Here is a 17,702-nt window from a genome sequence, read left to right as displayed (position 1 = left end):
AAAGGGTCAATTGGGGGGCATGGCCGGCGGGGTTGATCCGGGTAGGGATCAATCGGCCAGCAGCTTGCCAGGGTTCATCAGGTTATCGGGGTCCAGCGCGGTCTTGATCTGGCGCATCAATGCCATTTCCACATCGCTGCGGTAGTGCGGCAACAGATTGCGCTTGAGCTGGCCGATACCATGTTCGGCCGAGATTGTACCGCCATGACGCTGCACGATCTCGTACACAATGTCGTTGATCCGTGCTTCATGTTGGTACACGCCGCTGGAGACATCGGACAGAAATACGTTGTAGTGCAGATTGCCGTCGCCCAAGTGACCAAAGGCGATGATATCGGCCTCGCCAAACCCGGTTTTGAGTGCGGCCTGAGCCTCTTGCAGAAACTGTGGGAACGCCGAAGTGGGGACGCCAATATCCTGCTTGATACTCACGCCTTTGCGCTTTTGCGCTTCCGGAATGGCTTCACGCAGCGTCCAGAAGTCGTTGGCGTCAGAGCGGCTTTGCGCCACCAGCGCGTTGTCAGCGCAGCCAAGGTGATCCAGAGCGTCGGCAAAACGATCCAGCAAGTGATCATCCGCGCCGCCGTCAGAGACTTCGGCCAGCACGCTCCATTGCGGCAGTTCTGCAAAGGGCTTGGGCAGTTCCGGGCAGTATTGGGCCAGTAATTCCCAGCAGCGGCGGGAGATCAGCTCGAATGAGGTGACCCGATCGCCCAGTTCATGCTGCAGACCGCGCAACAGGTCTACCGCGCCTTGCGGGTCGGCCACCGGGATCAACGCGGTGGATTGCGCGGTGGGCAGCGGGAACAGTTTGAAGGTCGCGCCGGTAATGATACCCAGCGTGCCTTCAGAGGCAATGAACAGTTGCTTGAGGTCGTAACCGGTATTGTCCTTGCGCAGCCCTCTAAGACCGTTCCAGATGCGCCCATCTGCCAGCACCACTTCCAGACCCAGCGTCAGTTCCCGCATATTGCCGTAACGCAGTACGTTCAAGCCGCCGGCATTGGTACCCAGCGCGCCACCCACGCGGGCCGATCCCTTGGCCCCCCAGTCGGCCGGGAACAAACGTTTGGCATCAAGCGCTGCGTTTTGCAGATCGGCAATAATGGCGCCAGCCTGGGCCGTGATCGTGTTGTTACCCTCATCTACCGCCAGTACCCGGTTCATGCGTTCCATGCTGATGACCACGCTGTGGCCACTCTCGTCCGGCGTAGCCGCACCACACAGGCTGGTATTGCCACCCTGCGGCACCATGGGCACTTTGTGGCGGGCGCAGGCTTTGACCACGGCGGCGGTTTCTTCGGTGCTGCGCGGGCGGATCACCGCCAGGTTGCGGCCGTGGTAACGACGGCGGCCGTCGATCATGTAGCCTTCAGTCGCATCACCAATGAGAATGCCAGCGGGGTCAAGCAAGGTGGCAAGCTCTGCCAGCAAGGGGTGGGATTCAGACATGGGAACCTCTGGATAAAGCGGTCAGATGCCCGTCAAGGCAGCGGTACATCAAGCGTCAGACTGGGCTTGTTCGTCACCCTGGCGAGCAAACCGGCGCAACAATCCCAGTTGCCGGGAAAACTCGCGGCATTTGTCGCACAGGGCCAGGTGGTAGCGCAGCTTCATGTGCTCACCCAGGGTCAGTGGCATGTCCTGAGACTTGGACAGCAAGCGGCTCGCTTGCCGGCAGGCGCCAAACATTATGGATATTCCTTCTGGATAGCGGGCATCACCCGGCTACCTCGTCATCAAACCAGTTTTTTTGCAGACACAAACGCAACGCCATGCGGGCGCGGTACAACAGTACTGAGCAATTAGTCGTGGTGATCTCCAATTGCTGACAGATCGCCTCGATTTCCAGTCCGGTAATCTCGCGCAGGCAAAAAACCAGCGCGGTGCGTGCCGGCATGGCCTTGCGACAGGCTTCAAAGGTACTCCAGAACTGTTTGTCCTGCAGACTGGCATCCGGGTGAGACCAGTGGCGCGGGCCTTCACTGCCCCAGTGACCGGTCTTGTCGAACAATGTGTCGAAGTCCGAGAGGTCGTTTTCTTCGTCCAGCTGCGGGTGGATATGCAGCGGGTCTTTGTAGCGCCGCCGCTGCACGTCAATCACCTTGAATTTAAGGATGGCCGTCACCCAGGTCCGCAAGCTGGATTGCCCGCTGAACGATTCGGGTTTTTCCAGCGCCGCCAGCAAGGTTTCCTGCACGGCATCTTCTGCGCTGGTGTCATCGCCCAACTGATAGCGCGCGTACCGCAAGAGATCCGGGCGTAGTGCGTGGAGCGATTCGGCTAAGGACATGGTGATCAGCTCAGCCAGAAATCCTGGCGGCGGATGTGGTGTTCAATCACGCGCTGGAAGTGGGTCGGGTCTTTGGCGAAGGTCATCTCGCCGCTGGCGGGCTTGTGAAAATCCAGCAGCCGGGATGTCCAGAACCGCAGTGCCGCGCCGCGCAGCATGGTCGGCCACGCGCTTTTTTCTGCCGCATCCAGTTCGCGTACGCCGGTGTAACCCTTGAGGAAGGCACGGGCACGGGCATCGTCGATATCGCCGTCTGCGGTAGAACACCAGTCGTTCAGCGCAATGGCGACGTCGTAAAGCCAGGCGTCGTTGCAGGCGTAGTAAAAATCGATAAAGCCGCCAACGCGGTCGCCATCCATCAACACATTGTCGCGAAACAGGTCGGCATGCACCATGCCCGCCGGCAATGCCCGGTAATCCGTGGTTTGTTGCAGGGCGACTTCGGCCCGCAGCAGATCGGCATCGGCGGCGCTCATGAAGGGGGCAACCTGTGCGGCGGTATCCGCCCACCATTGCACCCCGCGCGGGTTTTTCATGTAGCCACCATAGCTGCGTGATGCCAGGTGCATTTGCGCCAGCATCTCACCGACTTCGGCGCATTGTGTGGTGTTGGGGTGTTCGGCTACTTTGCCGGGCAGGCAGGTGACCAGTAGCGTCGGCTTGCCGTTCAGCGTATCGACGTACTGATCATCCAGATTGGCAATGGGTGCGGCAGAAGCAATGCCGTGGTGGGCCAGATGCGCCAGCAGGTTCACGTAGTACGGCAGTTCTTCGGCCTGCAAGGTCTCGAACAATGTCAGTACGTAGCGACCATGCGTGGTGGTCACAAAGAAATTGGTATTGGTGACGCCCGCAGCAATGCCTTTAAGCTCGACCAGCTGGCCGATGCAATAGCGTTTCAGAAAGGGCGCCAGATCATCCGGCGTAACAGTAGTGAAAACAGACATGGTTCATCAACGAGTACGCCGGAGCCGGCCAACGCCGGGCATTGTTTCAAAGGCGCGGGCAGAATTCAATCTTAGAATTCAAGTAGTACCCAGCGCGGTGGGGCCAGATTGTCGCCACCAAGGTCTGGCATCTCGTTAAAACGGCCATTGCCTTCCTTGTCGACCAGGTAATACGGCTTACCCACTTTGGGCACAACACGCATCATGTACAGCTTGCCCTTCATGCGGTATTCGGTGACGGTGGCGTCCTGTTTTTGCACCACGGTGACTTCCGGCTCAGGGGCGGCCGGGCTGTCGGTAGAAGGGATGGGCGGCGGCGGCGGGCCGTCCGGTTCTTTCTTGCCATTGTCTGTAGCCGCGTGGGCCATGCTGGCCACAAGGGCCAGACAAGCCAGCAAAGACGTCATACGCATGAGCGGGTCTCCTTTATAGATATAAGTTTTGCTTGTGTTATAGGTTTGGACGTCCGCCTGGCACGGCGGGTTCATCCTGGTTACAAACTGAACTGCATTTCGCGTTCAGCCGGCGACATTTCAAAGCCGCGCGTTTCGTAATATTTGAAGATGGCATCGACAATGGCCTGGGGCTCATCAATCAACTGCACCAGATTCATGTCATCCGGGCCGATCATTTTTTCGGTGACCAATATGTTGCGGAACCAGTCCACCATACCACCCCAGAAAGCGCTACCGACCAGAATGATGGGAATCTTGCGCGATTTGCCAGTCTGAATGAGGGTGAGCGCTTCGGTGAGTTCATCCAGCGTGCCAAAACCACCGGGCATCACCACATAGGCCGTGGCATGTTTGACAAACATGACCTTGCGCGCAAAAAAGTGGCGGAAGCTCTGGCTCACATCCTGATAAGGGTTGCCGCTTTGCTCGTGAGGTAACTGGATATTGAGCCCCACCGACGGGCTCTTGCCAAAGAACGCGCCTTTGTTGGCGGCCTCCATAATGCCAGGACCGCCACCAGAGATCACCGAAAAACCGGCATCAGACAAAAGCCGGGCGACCTGTTCAGTGAGCTTATAATACGGATGCTCTTGCGGCGTGCGTGCAGAGCCAAAGATGGATACGGCAGGCTGAATCGGTTGCAGTCGTTCTGCGGCTTCGACAAACTCTGCCATGATTTCGAACACGCGCCATGATTCGCGCGCGCGCCAGGCATGAATATCCGCCTGTGCGGCGGTATCGACCAGTGTGGGCACCTTGTCTTTCAGACTCATGGTGATTTCCTGTTCAGGTTTTGATGAGCGCCTGTGCCGCGCGCCGCCGCCTTTTTCCAGTATAGAGGGTTTCCCCTGATGCCTAAGCTTTTGCTCATTGATGGTTCGTCTTACCTTTACCGCGCGTTTCACGCCATCCGTGAATTGTCCGCGCCGGATGGCACGCCCACCAATGCGCTGTATGGCTTTGTGAACATGTTGCGCAAGCTGCGGCAGACCACCCCGGCGGACTACATCGCCTGTGTGTTCGATGCCAAGGGCAAGACCTTCCGCGACGACATTTACGCTGACTACAAAGCCAACCGCCCGCCCATGCCGGACGAGTTGCGCGTGCAGATCGAGCCCATCCATGCAGCGGTGCGCGCCTTCGGCGTACCCATTTTGTGCATTGAAGGCGTTGAGGCCGACGACGTGATCGGCACACTGGCCATGATGGCCTGCGAACATGGCATTGAGACCATCATGTCCACCGGCGACAAGGACATGGCGCAACTGGTCAACGATTGCGTGCGCATCGAAAACTCCATGACCGAAGAAGTGCTGGATATCGAAGGCGTCTTTGCCAAATTCAACGTGCGGCCGGACCAGATCGTCGATTACCTCAGCCTGATTGGCGATACGGTTGACAACGTGCCTGGCGTGCCCAAGGTTGGGCCCAAAACCGCCGCCAAATGGCTGGCGGAATACGACAGCCTGGATAACATCGTCGCCAATGCCGACAAGATTGGCGGTGTGGTGGGTGAGAACCTGCGCAACGCCCTGGGCTGGTTGCCCACCGCCAAGGCGCTGGTCACCATCAAATGCGACGTAGACCTGAGCAAGGAGCTCCCCGGCGCGCTGCCGGACCTCGCCCCGCGGGCCGCCAACTGGGTTGAGCTGGAAGCGCTGTTCCGCCGCTACAATTTCCGCACCTGGCTGCGTGAGGCTGAAGAAAAACTGGCCTCCGGCGTGGTCGGTGAAGTGGACCCGGCCGTTGTGAGTGACCAACCCGCCAGCAAGCTGGAGCGCCATTACGAGGCCATCCAGACCCCGGAACAACTGACCGCCTGGATCGAGAAACTCAATGCGGCAGACGTGGTCGCGGTCGATACCGAAACCACCAGCCTTGATCCCATGCAGGCACGCATTGTGGGTATGTCGTTCTCGGTGACGCCAGGTGAAGCGGCCTATCTGCCACTGGCGCATCGCGGCCCGGACACGCCGGTGCAACTGCCGTTTGATGCAACGCTGGCGCTGCTCAAACCCTGGCTGGAATCGGATACCCACAAAAAGCTGGGGCAGAACCTCAAGTATGACCAGCACGTCTTTACCAATCACGGCATCACACTGCGCGGGATCAGCGACGACACGCTGCTGATGTCCTATGTACTGGCCAGCCACGAACGCCACAATATGGACGATCAGGCCGAGCGCGAACTGGGCGAAACCACCATCAAATATGAAGATGTGTGCGGCAAGGGCGCCAAACAGATCGGCTTTGACGAAGTGGGTGTAGAAGCCGCCACGGCCTACGCCGCTGAAGACGCGGATATCACGCTGCGCCTGGCCCACGCGCTGCATGAGCGGCTGGCGCAAGTGCCCTCTCTGGACAAACTCTATAAAACTATCGAACTGCCGGTGCGGGAAGTCTTGTTCAAGATGGAGCGTAACGGCATCTTGCTGGACGGCCCCAAGCTCAACAAACAAAGCCATGAGATCGGCCTGAGACTGCTGGAACTGGAACAGGAGGCCTATAAACTGGCCGGCCAGCCGTTCAATCTGGGCAGCCCCAAACAGATTGGCGAGATTTTCTTTGAACAGCTCAAATTGCCGGTGGTCAAGAAAACGCCAAAAGGCGCGCCTTCCACTGACGAAGACGTGCTGCAAGAACTGGCCAAGGATTTCCCGCTGCCCAAGGTGCTGCTGGAACACCGCAGCCTGTCCAAGCTCAAGTCCACCTACACCGACAAACTGCCGCTGATGGTGAACCCGGCGACCGGTCGCGTGCACACCAGCTTTAACCAGACCGTGGCCGTGACCGGACGGTTAAGTTCTACCGATCCCAATCTGCAGAATATTCCGGTGCGTACGGCGGAAGGCCGCAAGATTCGCGAAGCCTTTGTGGCGCCCGCCGGCCACAAGATTGTGTCGGCCGATTACTCGCAGATCGAATTGCGCATCATGGCGCATTTGTCGGGCGACGCCGCCTTGCTCAAGGCCTTTGCCGAAGGTGAAGACATTCACCGCGCCACGGCCGCAGAAGTATTTGGCGTGACGCCGCTGGAAGTCTCCAGCGAGCAACGCCGCTACGCCAAAACCATCAACTTTGGTTTGATTTACGGCATGAGCGCGTTTGGTCTGGCGCAATCGCTGGAAATTGAACGCAGCGCCGCGCAAAACTACATTGACCGCTACTTTGGCCGCTTCCCGGGTGTAGCCGCCTACATGGAACGCACCCGCGCCGAGGCACGCCGCGTGGGGTTTGTCGAAACCGTGTTTGGCCGTCGCCTGTGGCTACCCGAGATCAAAGCCGCTAACCCCATGCGCCGCGCCGGGGCCGAACGCGCCGCCATTAACGCGCCGATGCAAGGCACTGCGGCAGACCTGATCAAACTGGCCATGCTGGCCGTGCAGGACTGGATTGAGCGCGACAAACTGGCCAGCAAACTGGTACTGCAAGTGCACGATGAACTGGTACTGGAAGTACCGGATGCAGAACTGGAACTGGTTCGCACCACGCTGCCGCGCGTCATGGCGGAGGTGGCAAAGCTCAAGGTGCCGCTGGTGGCCGATACCGGTGTGGGCCTGAGTTGGGAAGAAGCCCACTAAGCGGGGTGATATCCGATTGTTCCAAAAATAAGGCTGACCTTATGGCCGGGGTGCAGCATCAAAAATATGCTCTTGTCTTTTGCGGGTGGTATGAACCTGGCCGCTGCGGGAGCAAGAGCATATGTCATCCAGTCTTTCGGACCGCCGCGAGTGGTCATGGTGTTTTGCCGGCGTACTGATGCTGGTGTTGTGGACGCAATCCACGCTGGCCGCTGATTGCCCCGGTGCCTCCGCCGCGGGCTGCGCCAGACTGCAAATTGGCGATCCCCCGGTGCCATTGATGCTGGATGGGCGTTTGTCAGACGCACAAGCGCTACCACGGCCGGTTTCCTCCCCGGTGCTGGATGCTTCACTGGAACAATTGCGCATGGAGCAAACGGCGATTGAACTGCGCATGCGCCTGCTGGAGCAACAAAGCCCCACGCCGGCGCGGCCCCGTGCCAGCCCGCAGGCGACGAGTGACGGGCAAAGCCAGTCTGACGGCTCCGGGGGGGCCCGGCCGGCCGACGAAAACAGCATTCTGCAGTCCCTGGCGTCGTACTCTGAAGCGCTGATTGCAGTTTTGCTGGCGGCACTGGCCGTGTGTGTGCCGGTGTTTTTACTGCGTCAAAGCCAGAACCGCAAATTGAAACGGGAACGGCTGGCGCGGGAGGCGTTGCAGAAACCGGCGGAAGTCCGGCCAGAGTGGTCTGGTGACGTGGACTTCGACCTGAACCCCTTTGTTTTTGACGATCGCCGCTAAAACAGCACCGGCTTGCGGATAGCGGCAGTGGTGATTGCGCCATCCCGCGCTAGAATGGCGGTTTGCTCCCGACCTGCGATACCGTCCATGACCACCGCCGCATCCCAACGTCTTGTCATTGCCACGCGCGAAAGCCCGCTTGCCTTGTGGCAAGCCAATCACGTTCGCGACCGTCTGCTGGCGCTGTATCCGGACATGACGGTAGAACTCTTGGGGATGACCACCAAGGGTGACCAGATTCTGGACCGCACCCTGAACAAGATCGGCGGCAAAGGTTTGTTCGTGAAGGAACTGGAGGCCGCACTGGCAGAAGGCCGGGCTGATCTGGCGGTGCATTCCATGAAAGATGTTCCCATGGTGTTGCCGGAAGGCTTTGCCATTGCGGCCATCAGTGAACGTGAAACCCCCTACGACGCCTTTGTCTCTAACCGCTATGCCAGCCTTGCGGATCTGCCGGCAGGGGCGGTGGTGGGTACGTCCAGCCTGCGCCGGGAAAGCCAGTTGCGTGCGCGCTTTGCCCATCTGACCATCAAACCCTTACGCGGCAATCTGGGTACGCGGCTGGGCAAACTGGATGCCGGCGAGTTCGATGCCATCATCCTTGCTGCCGCTGGCCTCAAGCGCTTGGGTTATGCCGAACGCATTCGCGAAACGCTCAGCGCCGAAGACAGCCTGCCTGCACCGGGTCAGGGCGCGCTGGGCATCGAGATTCTGGATGCCCGTGACGACCTCAAAGCCCTGCTGGCACCGCTCAACCACGCCGCTACGGCCGCATGCGTGCAGGCAGAGCGTGCCCTTTCACGCCGTTTGGGCGGCTCTTGCCAGATTCCGCTGGGCGCGTTTGCCGAAGATGACGATGGCTTCTTGCGCCTGCGCGGATTTGTTGCCAATCCGGACGGCACCGATATGGTCTATGCCGAAGCCAATGGCTCGCGCGCGGCCGCCAATGGCTTGGGGTTGCAGGTGGCCGATTTGTTGCTGACCGAAGGCGCGGCGGAGGTCCTCAAGCGCCTTGCCACCGCAGCGGCAGACTGAACCGCCATGCTGACCGGCCAGCGCGTGTGGGTGACCCGTCCGGCAAACCAGGCGCAAACGTTGATTGAAGGTTTGCGCAGCGCCGGCGCGCTGCCGGTCAGCCTGCCCCTGCTGGAGATCGCACCGCCGGTTGACCTGGCCCCGCTGGATGCCGCACTGGCGGAACTGCCGCAGACGGATCTGGTCATCTTTGTCAGCCCCTCTGCGATGGATGCGGTGATGGCACGCTGGCACCAGCCCTGGCCGGCGAAGGTGCCGGTGGCTGTGGTGGGGCCTGGCAGCGAGCGCCGCGCGCTAGAATATGGCATGGCGGACGTGATTGCGCCGGCTCGGCAGTTTGATAGCGAGGGCCTGCTGGCTGAACCCCGTCTGCACACTCTGGCCGGGCGCAAAGTGTTGTTGTTCCGGGGGGACGGTGGGCGGGACATTTTGCCCGCCGGCCTGCGCGAACGCGGTGCGCAGCTGACGCTGGTCAGCGCTTACCGGCGGCTGCCGCCCGCGTTTGACAATGCCCGGCTGGGCGCAGAACTGGATGCTGGCTGCGATGCCGCCGTGGTTTCCAGCTCGGAAGCGGCGCATTACCTTTTTACGCAATTTGAAGCCAGCTACCGCAAGCGGCTACAATCGGTTTTATATTTCACGCCGCACCCGCGGATTGCTGCTGCACTGGCAGAACACGGCGCAACCCGGATTGTCGCCACTGAAGCGGGTGATGCTGGCATCGTGACTTCGCTGTGCCGTTATTTCAACAGGACGCCATGACCCAGGACCAGAACTCTCTGTCGGCCGCGCTGACAACTCATCCCAAACCACCGCGCCGCTTTACCTTGAACCAGCCCGGTGTATGGCTGGCGGTGGTGGCGATCGTCGCTGCTGGCGCCGTTTGGGTACATCAACAGCATGAAGTGGACGGTTTGCGCGCCAAGCTGGCGGAGCAATCCGCCCAGGCCGCCAAGCGTGAACAGGATGCCCAGGCCAGCTACGCCGCCGCCCAGTTGCAACTGCGCACCGTGCAGCAGCAGATTGCCCTCGTTTCGGCCAAAGAGGCAGAGGCGCAGAGCCAGCAATCTTCGCTGGCCAGCATGTACGACACGCTGACCCGCAGTGACACCCAGCGCTCGCTGGCGGATATCGAACAGAACCTGACCTACGCCAGCCAGCAATTGCAGCTCACCGGCAATGTGACGGCCGCGCTGACGGTGCTGGACGCCGCTGACCGCAAGCTGCAAGAACTCAACAAGCCGGAGCTGATCTCCCTGCGCCAGGCGGTCACGCATGACATGGACAAGCTCAAGGCACTGCCGGTGCTCGATACCGTCGGGATTACTGCGCGCCTCAATAGCTTGATTGATGAGCTGGATCAGTTGCCGTTGTCGGTCGATGTGAACCGGGCTCCGGCCGCACCCGCCAGCAACACCGCAGATCGTTCCTGGGCGGGCAGCTTTGGCGCGGAACTGTGGGCCGACATCAAGGCGCTGATCCAGATCCGGCGCATGGATAAACCGGACGCCGCGTTGCTGACACCCGACCAGTCGCTGTTCCTGCGCGAAAACATGAAATTGCGCCTGCTGGATGCGCGTACAGAACTGTTCTCGCACGATGAAAAGGGCTTCAAGGCGGATTTGGCGGCGGTGAATCGTTATCTGGCCCAGTATTTTGATGGCAGCGCCAAGCCGGTACAGAACGCACAGGCCGCGCTCAATGATTTGTCCCGCATTTCCTTTGCCCAGAACCTGCCCTCGCTCGATAGCAGTCTTGCGGCAGTGCGCTCCGCCCGGACGACGGCGGAAAGGGCCAAGCCGTGAGAATTCTGGTCTGGTTGATCGCCCTGTTTGCCCTGGCCGTCGGCGTGACATTGTTCGCCCAGGTGAACACCGGCTACGCGCTGTTGTTTGTGCCGCCGTGGCGGGTGGAAATCTCGCTCAACGTCTTTATCTTGCTGGTGTTGATTACGGTGGCGGTGCTGTATGCCGTGACCCGTCTGGTGCGCGAACTGGGCGGCTTGCCCACGCGCGTCAAGCGTTACCGCGACCGCCAGGCGCAAGACGCCTCCATCAAGCTGGAGCGTGAATCGCGCATTGCCTTTCATGAAGGCCGCTATCAACGCGCAGAACGTCTGGCGGGTGAAGCGTATGCCGCCAGCCGCACTGCCGAAGCCATTGCCGTCAATGGGCTGCTGGCTGCACGTTCTGCCCATGCCATGCGTGATTACGGCAAGCGGGACCGCTACTTTGCCGAACTCAAGCAAAAGCTCACGCCCCAGCATCTGGCGCTGGCCATGACCATGGCGGAGTTGTTCCTTGATGAGCGCCGTTATGCCGATGCCGATAGCGCCATTGCCGAAGCGCGGGCAGTCTCGCCCAAGCTGACCGCTGCCATGCGGCTGGAACTGCGCTTGCGCCAGCGTGAAGACAACCCGCAAGCCGTCTTGCGCTTGTGTGAGCAACTGGCCAAGTCGGACGCGCTGGATGTTGCCCAGGTGGCGCGCATTCGTGCGCAGGCGCTGCTGTCGCTGCTGGCCAGTCACGTGCTGGCAGGACGTGAGTTGAAGAACTGGTGGCTCAAGCTGTCGGCTGAAGACAAAGCCCTGCCGCAGATTACCGCGGCGGCAGTCGATCAGTTCAGTGAGCAAGGCTCGGCGGAGGAAGCACGGGTCATCATTGAAGAGACGCTGGCCCGGCAGTGGTCCAGTGATCTGGTCGAGCGTTACGGCCGGCTGGATTTGCCCGCAGAAGAACGCGTGGGACAATTGCAGCAGGCGGAAGCCTGGCTGGTCGCGCATCCGGAAGACAGCCAGTTGCTGCTGACACTGGGTCGTCTGTGCAGTGCCCGCAGCCTGTGGGGTAAGGCGCTGAACTATCTGGAAGCGTGCCTGGCGGTAGAGAAAACCGCCGTGGCACACGCAGAGCTGGCGGAGTTGCTGGAACGTCTGGATCGTCACGACGATGCCGCCCGGCACTACCGTGCAGCGCTGGAACTTGCGCTGCCACGTTAAGCCCATATTTGCGTTCAACAAAAAACCGCTCTTTTGGGCGGTTTTTTATTGGCCGGCTTGGGATACAGGTTATTGAGTAGCCCGGATGAAGCGCAGCGAGAATCCGGGGTTGCCATGCAGGAAAGCTCCCCGGCCAGTGACTCGACCCCGGATTTTCGCCTGCGGCTTCATCCGGGCGACCTGGAAGGGTTGCCCAACAAAAAAACCGCCCCGAAGGGCGGTCTTTTATTGGGCGGGCAGGTTTAACCGTTCTGCAGCAAATCCGGCGAAATGGAGGCCCGCAAACAGTACTGCACCGCGCCACCACGCAAGCGGCGCTGAATCCACCAGATTGCACCTTTTTTGGTCGAGAGGTCCTGGTCCAGCCCGGTCAGCAACAAACCGGCCAGACGGCCAATGGTGGGCTGGTGGGCGACCAGAATGGTGATGTCGCCCTCTTTGCCTTCCGGCCAGCCAGTCACATCCAGGTAGTCCGCCGGGCCGCGTACATCCGGGTTCAGGCGCGGATCGACCAGAAAATCCGTCGATAAGGCCGTGGCGGTTTGCTGGGCGCGCAAGGCTTCACTGGCAACAATCCGCACAGACTGCTGTGCCAGCCGGGGGGCCAGCCATTGCGCCATCAATCTGGCCTGCACGTGGCCGTGGCGCGTCAGCGCGCGTTTCAGATCAGGCGAACCGTCTTCCGCTTCTGCATGACGCCACAAGATCAAATCCATGGGTTCGCCTTAGTTGCGCTGCTTGGCGGCCAGATCGGCCAGCAAGCCCGCCTGGGCGCTGCGTTTCTTGCCGGTGCGTGCGGTCTTGCGGCGATAGCGGCCATCCGACTGCATTTCCCAGGCTTGGGCATTGTCGACCAGATACGGGCGCAGACCTTCGCGGATGACGCGGCGTTTGACACGCGGGTCCAGGATCGGGAAAGCAATTTCGATCCGGCGGAACAGGTTGCGGCCCATCCAGTCGGCGGACGACAGGTAGAGGTCTTCCACGCCGTCGTTATAGAAGTAGAACACGCGGTGGTGTTCCAGGAAGCGCCCGACAATGGAACGCACCCGGATGTTTTCAGAGATACCCTGAATGCCCGGGCGCAGTGCGCACACGCCGCGCACGATCAGGTGGATGGTGACACCGGCCTGCGAGGCTTCGTACAGCTTTTCGATAATGGTCGGTTCCAGCAAGGCGTTCATCTTGGCGATGATCACTGCCTTGCGGCCCAGGCGCGCGTGGGCAATTTCGCGGTCGATGGCTTTGACCATATTGGGCTGCAGCGTGAACGGCGATTGCCACAACTGGTAATGGTCCCCGGCCAGACCCAGACCGGTCAGCTGCATGAACACGTCGTTCACGTCGCTGGTGATTTCTTCATGCGCGGTCATCAGACCAAAGTCGGTGTACAGCTTGGCCGTGCGCGGGTGGTAGTTACCGGTGCCCACGTGGGCGTAGCGGCGCAGCTTGCCTTCTTCCCGACGCACGATCAGCAGCATCTTGGCATGCGTCTTGTAGCCGTAAACGCCGTACACCACGTGTGCGCCAGCGCGTTCCAGTTTGGCGGCCCAGTTGATGTTGGCTTCTTCATCAAAGCGCGCCATCAGTTCCACCACGGCAGTTACTTCCTTGCCACGGCGGGCGGCTTCCACCAGGGCTTCCATCAGGGCGGAATCAGAACCCGTGCGGTAGACCGTCATCTTGATGGCAATCACCGCCGGGTCCAGCGCGGCTTGCTGCAGCAGATCAATCACCGGCGTGAAGCTTTGGTAGGGGTGATGCAGCAGCACGTCACCGTGGCGGATGGCGGCAAACAGGTCGGTCTGCTTGCGCAGTTCTACCGGTGTGCCGGGCATGAACGGTTCAAACTTCAGATCCGGGCGATCGACCTGATCGGGCACCTGCATCAGGCGCACCAGGTTCACCGGGCCATTGACGCGGTAGACGTCCACGTCTTCCAGGCGGAATTGTTCTTTGAGGAAATCCTGCAGATGCAGCGGGCAGTTGTCCGCCACTTCCAGGCGCACGGCGCTGCCGAACGGACGTTGCGACAATTCGCCTTCCAGCGCGGCGCGCAGGTCTTTCACATCTTCATCGTTATCCACCGACACGTCAGAGTCCCGCGTGACGCGGAACTGGTAGCAACCCTTGGCGCGCATGCCGGCAAAGAGTTCATCGACATGAGCGTGCAGGATGGACGAGAGGAACACAAAGCCGTGTTCCACGCCGCTGACTTCCGATGGCAATTTCACAAAACGGGGCAGAATACGCGGCGCTTGCACAATAGCGATGCCGGAATTACGACCAAAAGCATCCCGGCCTTCCAGCTCAACAATGAAGTTGAGCGACTTGTTCAGCACGCGCGGAAACGGGTGGGATGGGTCCAGTCCGATTGGGGTGAGCACCGGCATCAGTTCGCGGAAGAAGTAATCCCGCACCCATTCACGCTGGGTATCTGTCCACAGCGTCCGGCGGAAAAAGTGGATGCCCTCTGCGGCCAGCGCCGGCAGCATCACCTCGCCAAACACGCGGTACTGGCGTTCAACCAGCTCATGGCTCTCACGCGTGATCCACTCGAAGGCCTGCATGGGCGTGACGCCCTCAGGCAACAGGCGCGTGGCGGAGAGCTTCATGTTCTCCTTGAGCCATGCCATGCGCACTTCGAAAAATTCATCCAGGTTGGATGAAACAATACACAGGAACTTGAGCCGCTCCAGCAGCGGATTGCCCTGGTCTTCCGCTTGCGCCAGAACGCGGCGGTTGAATTCCAGGAGTCCCAGTTCGCGGTTAAGCAACAACTGGTTTTCTGCGGGCTTGTAGATCATGTTCATGGTGTCTGCGTGGCGGTTGATTGATCCGTTATCCCGGCAAGAAACATGCCGGGCGTGCAAGCGGGTGGTGCCTGTCGATCAGCGGCCGTCAGTGGACGGCCGCGTTAGTGCTTAGGGCGAGGGCGGCACAAAACCCTGTACCGCATCTGCGCCACCACCAAAGAAATAGTTTTCCATCTGCTGTTGCAGATACTTGCGTGCGCTTGGGTCTGCCAGATTCAGCCGGTTTTCGTTGATCAGCATGGTCTGATGACGCACCCATGCTTGCCAGGCTTCTTTGGAGACGCTTTCCCACAGGCGTTTTCCCAGATCACCCGGTACTGGCGGAAAATCCAGGCCTTCAGCCTCGCGGCCGAGTTTCACGCAGTTAACGGTTCTGCTCATACTTGCTCTCGCTCAATGACTGTATTGAATGACACCGATATTGCCGCAGCGTGACAAACCCGTGCTATCAGGCAAAAACAATAGCCGGTACGCCACGTTACTGAATTTTCGGGTAAGCCTGCCAGTATACACCGCATGCCTGACAGGTTTGACGCTTTGGGCGCGCGGGCGGTCTGACATGTCGATGGAACAATCCATGCTGCATAATCGTCTGAGAACCTGTTCACCCCACTTTGATGCAGGTATGTGCTCATGAACGACTGGCCCTACCCCTTTTTGTTTGCCCACCGTGGCGGCGGCCGCCTGGCCCCGGAAAACACGCTGGCCGGCATGATGAAAGCTGCCGAATACGGTTATGGCGCGGTGGAGTTCGACGTCAAACTCACCGCGGACAATGTCTGCGTGCTGTTGCATGACGACACGCTGGAGCGCACCACCGATGGCCACGGCCCCATGGCCAGCAAGCGTTTTGCCCAATTGCAGGATATCGACGCCGGTCGCTGGAAAGGTGAAGAGTTTGCCGGCGAACCCATCCCGGCATTCAGTGACGTGGGTTTGTACTGTGTACGTAACCAGTTGCTGGCCAATGTGGAAATCAAACCCTGCCCTGGGCGGGAGGTCGACACCGGCAAGCTGGTGGCGCGGGACGCTGCACTGTTCTGGCAAGGTGAAGCCGTGCCGCCGCTATTGTCCTCTTTCTCTTACGAAGCACTCCAGGCCGCCGTGACCGCCGCCCCGTGGTTGCCGGTTGGCTGGCTGATTGATCACTGGCACGAGGACTGGCAAGCACGCTTGCAGACGCTGGAAGCGGTGTCTTTGCATTGCAACCACAAACTACTGACCGCTGCGCGGGTCGATGCGGTGCGCGAGGCGGGGTATCACGTACTGGCGTACACGGTGAACGATGTGGCGCGGGCGCGGGAACTCAAGGGCTGGGGGGTGAGTGGGGTGTTTACGGATGAGTTGGGGGTGATGCGGGATGAGGGCGTTTTAGGGGAGGGATGAGGGCGCAGGGGGATTGGGGGCTGTGGCACAATCCATCTTAGCGTCTTTCAAAATAGATAGGGAGTGCCACTTCGTAGCCCGGATTAAGGTCGTCAGGCCGGGGTGGCGGACCTGGTTTATATTGTTGTGCGTGTTAGCGCCTTTGGCGCGGGGCTGAAAGGCGTTTACAAACCCGGGGGTGCCCGGGAGCACGGCACTTTTCTTTGGGTCGCCAAAGAAAAGTACCCAAAAGAAAGGCGACCCCAGCCTGGCGGCCCTCCGGGCTGCCCTCGGTTGGTCGGGAGCCTAAGGTCTCCCTCCACGCCCTCGGCGCTGGGCTTTGATGGGGGAGGAAAGTCAAAGGCAACTCCAACACCAAAGGCTACCCCAACCCCAACCCCAACCCCGCAAACCGTCTGCTCGCAAGAGTGGGTTGCCCTGCCCACCACTTCGTCATTCCCGCGCAGGCGGGAATCCAGTGGGCCGCCGTAGGTGGCCTTTGCAATGCAGGCCAGTAGCCCTGTAGCCCGGATGAAGCGCAGCGAGAATCCGGGACCGCCATGCATGCAAAAACACCCGCACCCTCAATACACAAACCGGTAGCGCATCTCACCCAGATTCAGTTCATCCAGAATCGCTTCTGCCCGCTCTTTGGCATTACGTGGGCGCTGGCCGGATTTACTGGCGATGATCAACTCGTTCTTCATCGAGTGCTCCCAGCCCACCAGTTCCGTCACCGTCACCTGGTAGCCATGCGCTTCCAGCAACAGGCAGCGCAGGACGTTGGTGATCTGGCTGCCAAACTCGCGGGTGTGGATGGGGTGGCGCCAGATTTCAGACAGCGGCGTTTTGCCAAAGGATTGGTTCTTTAGCTTGCGCAGGTGCGAGGCCACTTCGGCCTGGCAGCACGGCACCAGCACGATATGGTGCGCGTCTTTTTCCAGGGCAAAGCGGATGGCGTCGTCCGTGGCGGTGTCACAAGCGTGCAGCGCGGTGACCACGTCGATCTGTTCGGGCAGGGCGCTGGAGGTGATGGATTGCTCGACCGTTTCATGCAGAAAAGACATCCGGCCAAAGCCCAGTCGGTCAGCCAGTTCGCGGGAGCCATCTACCAGTTCCTGGCGGGTTTCAATGCCGTAGATCTGACCGGCGTCGCGCGCTTTGAAAAACAGGTCGTACAGGATAAAGCCCAGGTAAGACTTGCCCGCGCCGTGATCCACCAGTGACACGTCCGGATGACGGTTCAGCACTTCGGTCAGCAGCGGCTCAATAAAGTTGTACAGGTGGTAAATCTGCTTGAGCTTGCGGCGGCTGTCCTGATTGAGTTTGCCGTCACGGGTCAGGATATGCAGTTGTTTAAGCAATTCGACCGACTGGCCGGGGCGGATTTCAGGGGTGTTGTTCACGGGCGATCTCTTTACGGACAGAAAAACCGGCGTCGGGCTGGTTTGTCCGGGGTAACGGGTACTGGGG

Annotated in this window: 17 protein-coding genes; 7 read left to right on the top strand and 10 right to left on the bottom strand. The window is 60.2% G+C overall.

Annotated features, from left to right (window positions below; translation table 11 throughout):
* Positions 1 to 48 precede the first annotated feature (48 nt).
* The 6 genes from HNQ50_RS13010 to HNQ50_RS12985 form a co-directional block, all read right to left on the bottom strand.
* A complete protein-coding gene (locus HNQ50_RS13010) occupies positions 49 to 1,452 on the bottom strand; it encodes an FAD-binding oxidoreductase (protein ID WP_184101447.1) in 1,404 nt (467 codons plus the stop codon).
* Positions 1,453 to 1,500: 48 nt separating this feature from the next.
* The gene (locus HNQ50_RS13005; RefSeq protein WP_184101445.1) at positions 1,501 to 1,692 is read right to left on the bottom strand and encodes an anti-sigma factor family protein; all 192 of its coding nucleotides are present in this window, start codon (positions 1,690 to 1,692) and stop codon (positions 1,501 to 1,503) included.
* 28 nt (positions 1,693 to 1,720) lie between these two features.
* Positions 1,721 to 2,293: a sigma-70 family RNA polymerase sigma factor gene (locus HNQ50_RS13000; protein ID WP_184101443.1), complete on the bottom strand. Its 573-nt coding sequence runs from the start codon at positions 2,291 to 2,293 to the stop codon at positions 1,721 to 1,723.
* 5 nt (positions 2,294 to 2,298) lie between these two features.
* Positions 2,299 to 3,240 (bottom strand): homoserine kinase, encoded by a 942-nt coding sequence (locus HNQ50_RS12995; protein ID WP_184101441.1) that lies wholly within the window; start codon positions 3,238 to 3,240, stop codon positions 2,299 to 2,301.
* A 71-nt stretch (positions 3,241 to 3,311) separates the two neighbouring features.
* Positions 3,312 to 3,653: a DUF2782 domain-containing protein gene (locus HNQ50_RS12990; protein ID WP_221303168.1), complete on the bottom strand. Its 342-nt coding sequence runs from the start codon at positions 3,651 to 3,653 to the stop codon at positions 3,312 to 3,314.
* Positions 3,654 to 3,733: 80 nt separating this feature from the next.
* Positions 3,734 to 4,468, bottom strand: coding sequence for an LOG family protein (locus tag HNQ50_RS12985; protein ID WP_184101439.1), 735 nt, complete (start codon positions 4,466 to 4,468; stop codon positions 3,734 to 3,736).
* Between the two features lie 78 nt (positions 4,469 to 4,546).
* On the opposite strand from HNQ50_RS12985, the gene polA reads away from it, so the two are divergent.
* The 6 genes from polA to HNQ50_RS12955 all read left to right on the top strand — a co-directional run bounded on the left by polA (position 4,547) and on the right by HNQ50_RS12955 (position 12,048).
* The gene (gene polA / locus HNQ50_RS12980) at positions 4,547 to 7,276 is read left to right on the top strand and encodes a DNA polymerase I (protein WP_184101437.1); all 2,730 of its coding nucleotides are present in this window, start codon (positions 4,547 to 4,549) and stop codon (positions 7,274 to 7,276) included.
* Between the two features lie 121 nt (positions 7,277 to 7,397).
* Positions 7,398 to 8,018 carry a hypothetical protein gene (locus HNQ50_RS12975; protein WP_184101435.1) on the top strand — a complete coding sequence of 207 codons (621 nt, stop codon included), beginning with the start codon at positions 7,398 to 7,400 and terminating at the stop codon, positions 8,016 to 8,018.
* A gap of 87 nt (positions 8,019 to 8,105) precedes the next feature.
* The gene (gene hemC, locus HNQ50_RS12970) at positions 8,106 to 9,053 is read left to right on the top strand and encodes a hydroxymethylbilane synthase (RefSeq protein WP_184101433.1); all 948 of its coding nucleotides are present in this window, start codon (positions 8,106 to 8,108) and stop codon (positions 9,051 to 9,053) included.
* Positions 9,054 to 9,059: 6 nt separating this feature from the next.
* Positions 9,060 to 9,815 (top strand): uroporphyrinogen-III synthase, encoded by a 756-nt coding sequence (locus HNQ50_RS12965; RefSeq protein WP_184101431.1) that lies wholly within the window; start codon positions 9,060 to 9,062, stop codon positions 9,813 to 9,815.
* Positions 9,812 to 10,858 (top strand): uroporphyrinogen-III C-methyltransferase, encoded by a 1,047-nt coding sequence (locus HNQ50_RS12960; RefSeq protein WP_184101429.1) that lies wholly within the window; start codon positions 9,812 to 9,814, stop codon positions 10,856 to 10,858. Before HNQ50_RS12965 ends, HNQ50_RS12960 begins: the two co-directional genes overlap by 4 nt.
* Complete coding sequence (locus HNQ50_RS12955) at positions 10,855 to 12,048, top strand: heme biosynthesis HemY N-terminal domain-containing protein (protein ID WP_184101427.1); 1,194 nt, start codon at positions 10,855 to 10,857, stop codon at positions 12,046 to 12,048. The genes HNQ50_RS12960 and HNQ50_RS12955 overlap by 4 nt, the downstream gene beginning before the upstream one ends.
* Before the next feature lie 242 nt (positions 12,049 to 12,290).
* On the opposite strand, the gene HNQ50_RS12950 is transcribed toward HNQ50_RS12955, so the two are convergent.
* The 3 genes from HNQ50_RS12950 to HNQ50_RS12940 all read right to left on the bottom strand — a co-directional run bounded on the left by HNQ50_RS12950 (position 12,291) and on the right by HNQ50_RS12940 (position 15,245).
* Complete coding sequence (locus tag HNQ50_RS12950) at positions 12,291 to 12,764, bottom strand: SixA phosphatase family protein (RefSeq protein ID WP_184101425.1); 474 nt, start codon at positions 12,762 to 12,764, stop codon at positions 12,291 to 12,293.
* A 9-nt stretch (positions 12,765 to 12,773) separates the two neighbouring features.
* Positions 12,774 to 14,855: a polyphosphate kinase 1 gene (gene ppk1, locus HNQ50_RS12945; RefSeq protein ID WP_184101857.1), complete on the bottom strand. Its 2,082-nt coding sequence runs from the start codon at positions 14,853 to 14,855 to the stop codon at positions 12,774 to 12,776.
* 117 nt (positions 14,856 to 14,972) lie between these two features.
* Positions 14,973 to 15,245: an oxidative damage protection protein gene (locus HNQ50_RS12940; protein WP_184101423.1), complete on the bottom strand. Its 273-nt coding sequence runs from the start codon at positions 15,243 to 15,245 to the stop codon at positions 14,973 to 14,975.
* Between the two features lie 252 nt (positions 15,246 to 15,497).
* Between HNQ50_RS12940 and ugpQ the strand changes: the two genes are divergently transcribed.
* Positions 15,498 to 16,250, top strand: coding sequence for a glycerophosphodiester phosphodiesterase (ugpQ, locus tag HNQ50_RS12935; protein ID WP_184101421.1), 753 nt, complete (start codon positions 15,498 to 15,500; stop codon positions 16,248 to 16,250).
* A gap of 563 nt (positions 16,251 to 16,813) precedes the next feature.
* On the opposite strand, the gene HNQ50_RS12930 is transcribed toward ugpQ, so the two are convergent.
* Positions 16,814 to 17,635 (bottom strand): class I SAM-dependent methyltransferase, encoded by an 822-nt coding sequence (locus tag HNQ50_RS12930; protein WP_184101419.1) that lies wholly within the window; start codon positions 17,633 to 17,635, stop codon positions 16,814 to 16,816.
* Positions 17,636 to 17,702 lie beyond the last annotated feature (67 nt).

This window comes from Silvimonas terrae, assembly GCF_014202765.1.
GTDB lineage: Bacteria > Pseudomonadota > Gammaproteobacteria > Burkholderiales > Chitinibacteraceae > Silvimonas > Silvimonas terrae.
This window is presented reverse-complemented; position numbering and strand designations above follow the sequence as displayed.

Excerpts from the sequence above, each read along its gene's own strand:
- HNQ50_RS13010 (WP_184101447.1), bottom strand. The coding sequence starts at position 1,452 with ATGTCTGAATCCCACCCCTTGCTGGCAGAGCTTGCCACCTTGCTTGAC.
- HNQ50_RS13005 (WP_184101445.1), bottom strand. The coding sequence starts at position 1,692 with ATGTTTGGCGCCTGCCGGCAAGCGAGCCGCTTGCTGTCCAAGTCTCAG.
- HNQ50_RS13000 (WP_184101443.1), bottom strand. The coding sequence starts at position 2,293 with ATGTCCTTAGCCGAATCGCTCCACGCACTACGCCCGGATCTCTTGCGG.
- HNQ50_RS12995 (WP_184101441.1), bottom strand. The coding sequence starts at position 3,240 with ATGTCTGTTTTCACTACTGTTACGCCGGATGATCTGGCGCCCTTTCTG.
- HNQ50_RS12990 (WP_221303168.1), bottom strand. The coding sequence starts at position 3,653 with ATGCGTATGACGTCTTTGCTGGCTTGTCTGGCCCTTGTGGCCAGCATG.
- HNQ50_RS12985 (WP_184101439.1), bottom strand. The coding sequence starts at position 4,468 with ATGAGTCTGAAAGACAAGGTGCCCACACTGGTCGATACCGCCGCACAG.
- polA (WP_184101437.1), top strand. The coding sequence starts at position 4,547 with ATGCCTAAGCTTTTGCTCATTGATGGTTCGTCTTACCTTTACCGCGCG.
- HNQ50_RS12975 (WP_184101435.1), top strand. The coding sequence starts at position 7,398 with ATGTCATCCAGTCTTTCGGACCGCCGCGAGTGGTCATGGTGTTTTGCC.
- hemC (WP_184101433.1), top strand. The coding sequence starts at position 8,106 with ATGACCACCGCCGCATCCCAACGTCTTGTCATTGCCACGCGCGAAAGC.
- HNQ50_RS12965 (WP_184101431.1), top strand. The coding sequence starts at position 9,060 with ATGCTGACCGGCCAGCGCGTGTGGGTGACCCGTCCGGCAAACCAGGCG.
- HNQ50_RS12960 (WP_184101429.1), top strand. The coding sequence starts at position 9,812 with ATGACCCAGGACCAGAACTCTCTGTCGGCCGCGCTGACAACTCATCCC.
- HNQ50_RS12950 (WP_184101425.1), bottom strand. The coding sequence starts at position 12,764 with ATGGATTTGATCTTGTGGCGTCATGCAGAAGCGGAAGACGGTTCGCCT.
- ppk1 (WP_184101857.1), bottom strand. The coding sequence starts at position 14,855 with ATGATCTACAAGCCCGCAGAAAACCAGTTGTTGCTTAACCGCGAACTG.
- HNQ50_RS12940 (WP_184101423.1), bottom strand. The coding sequence starts at position 15,245 with ATGAGCAGAACCGTTAACTGCGTGAAACTCGGCCGCGAGGCTGAAGGC.
- ugpQ (WP_184101421.1), top strand. The coding sequence starts at position 15,498 with ATGAACGACTGGCCCTACCCCTTTTTGTTTGCCCACCGTGGCGGCGGC.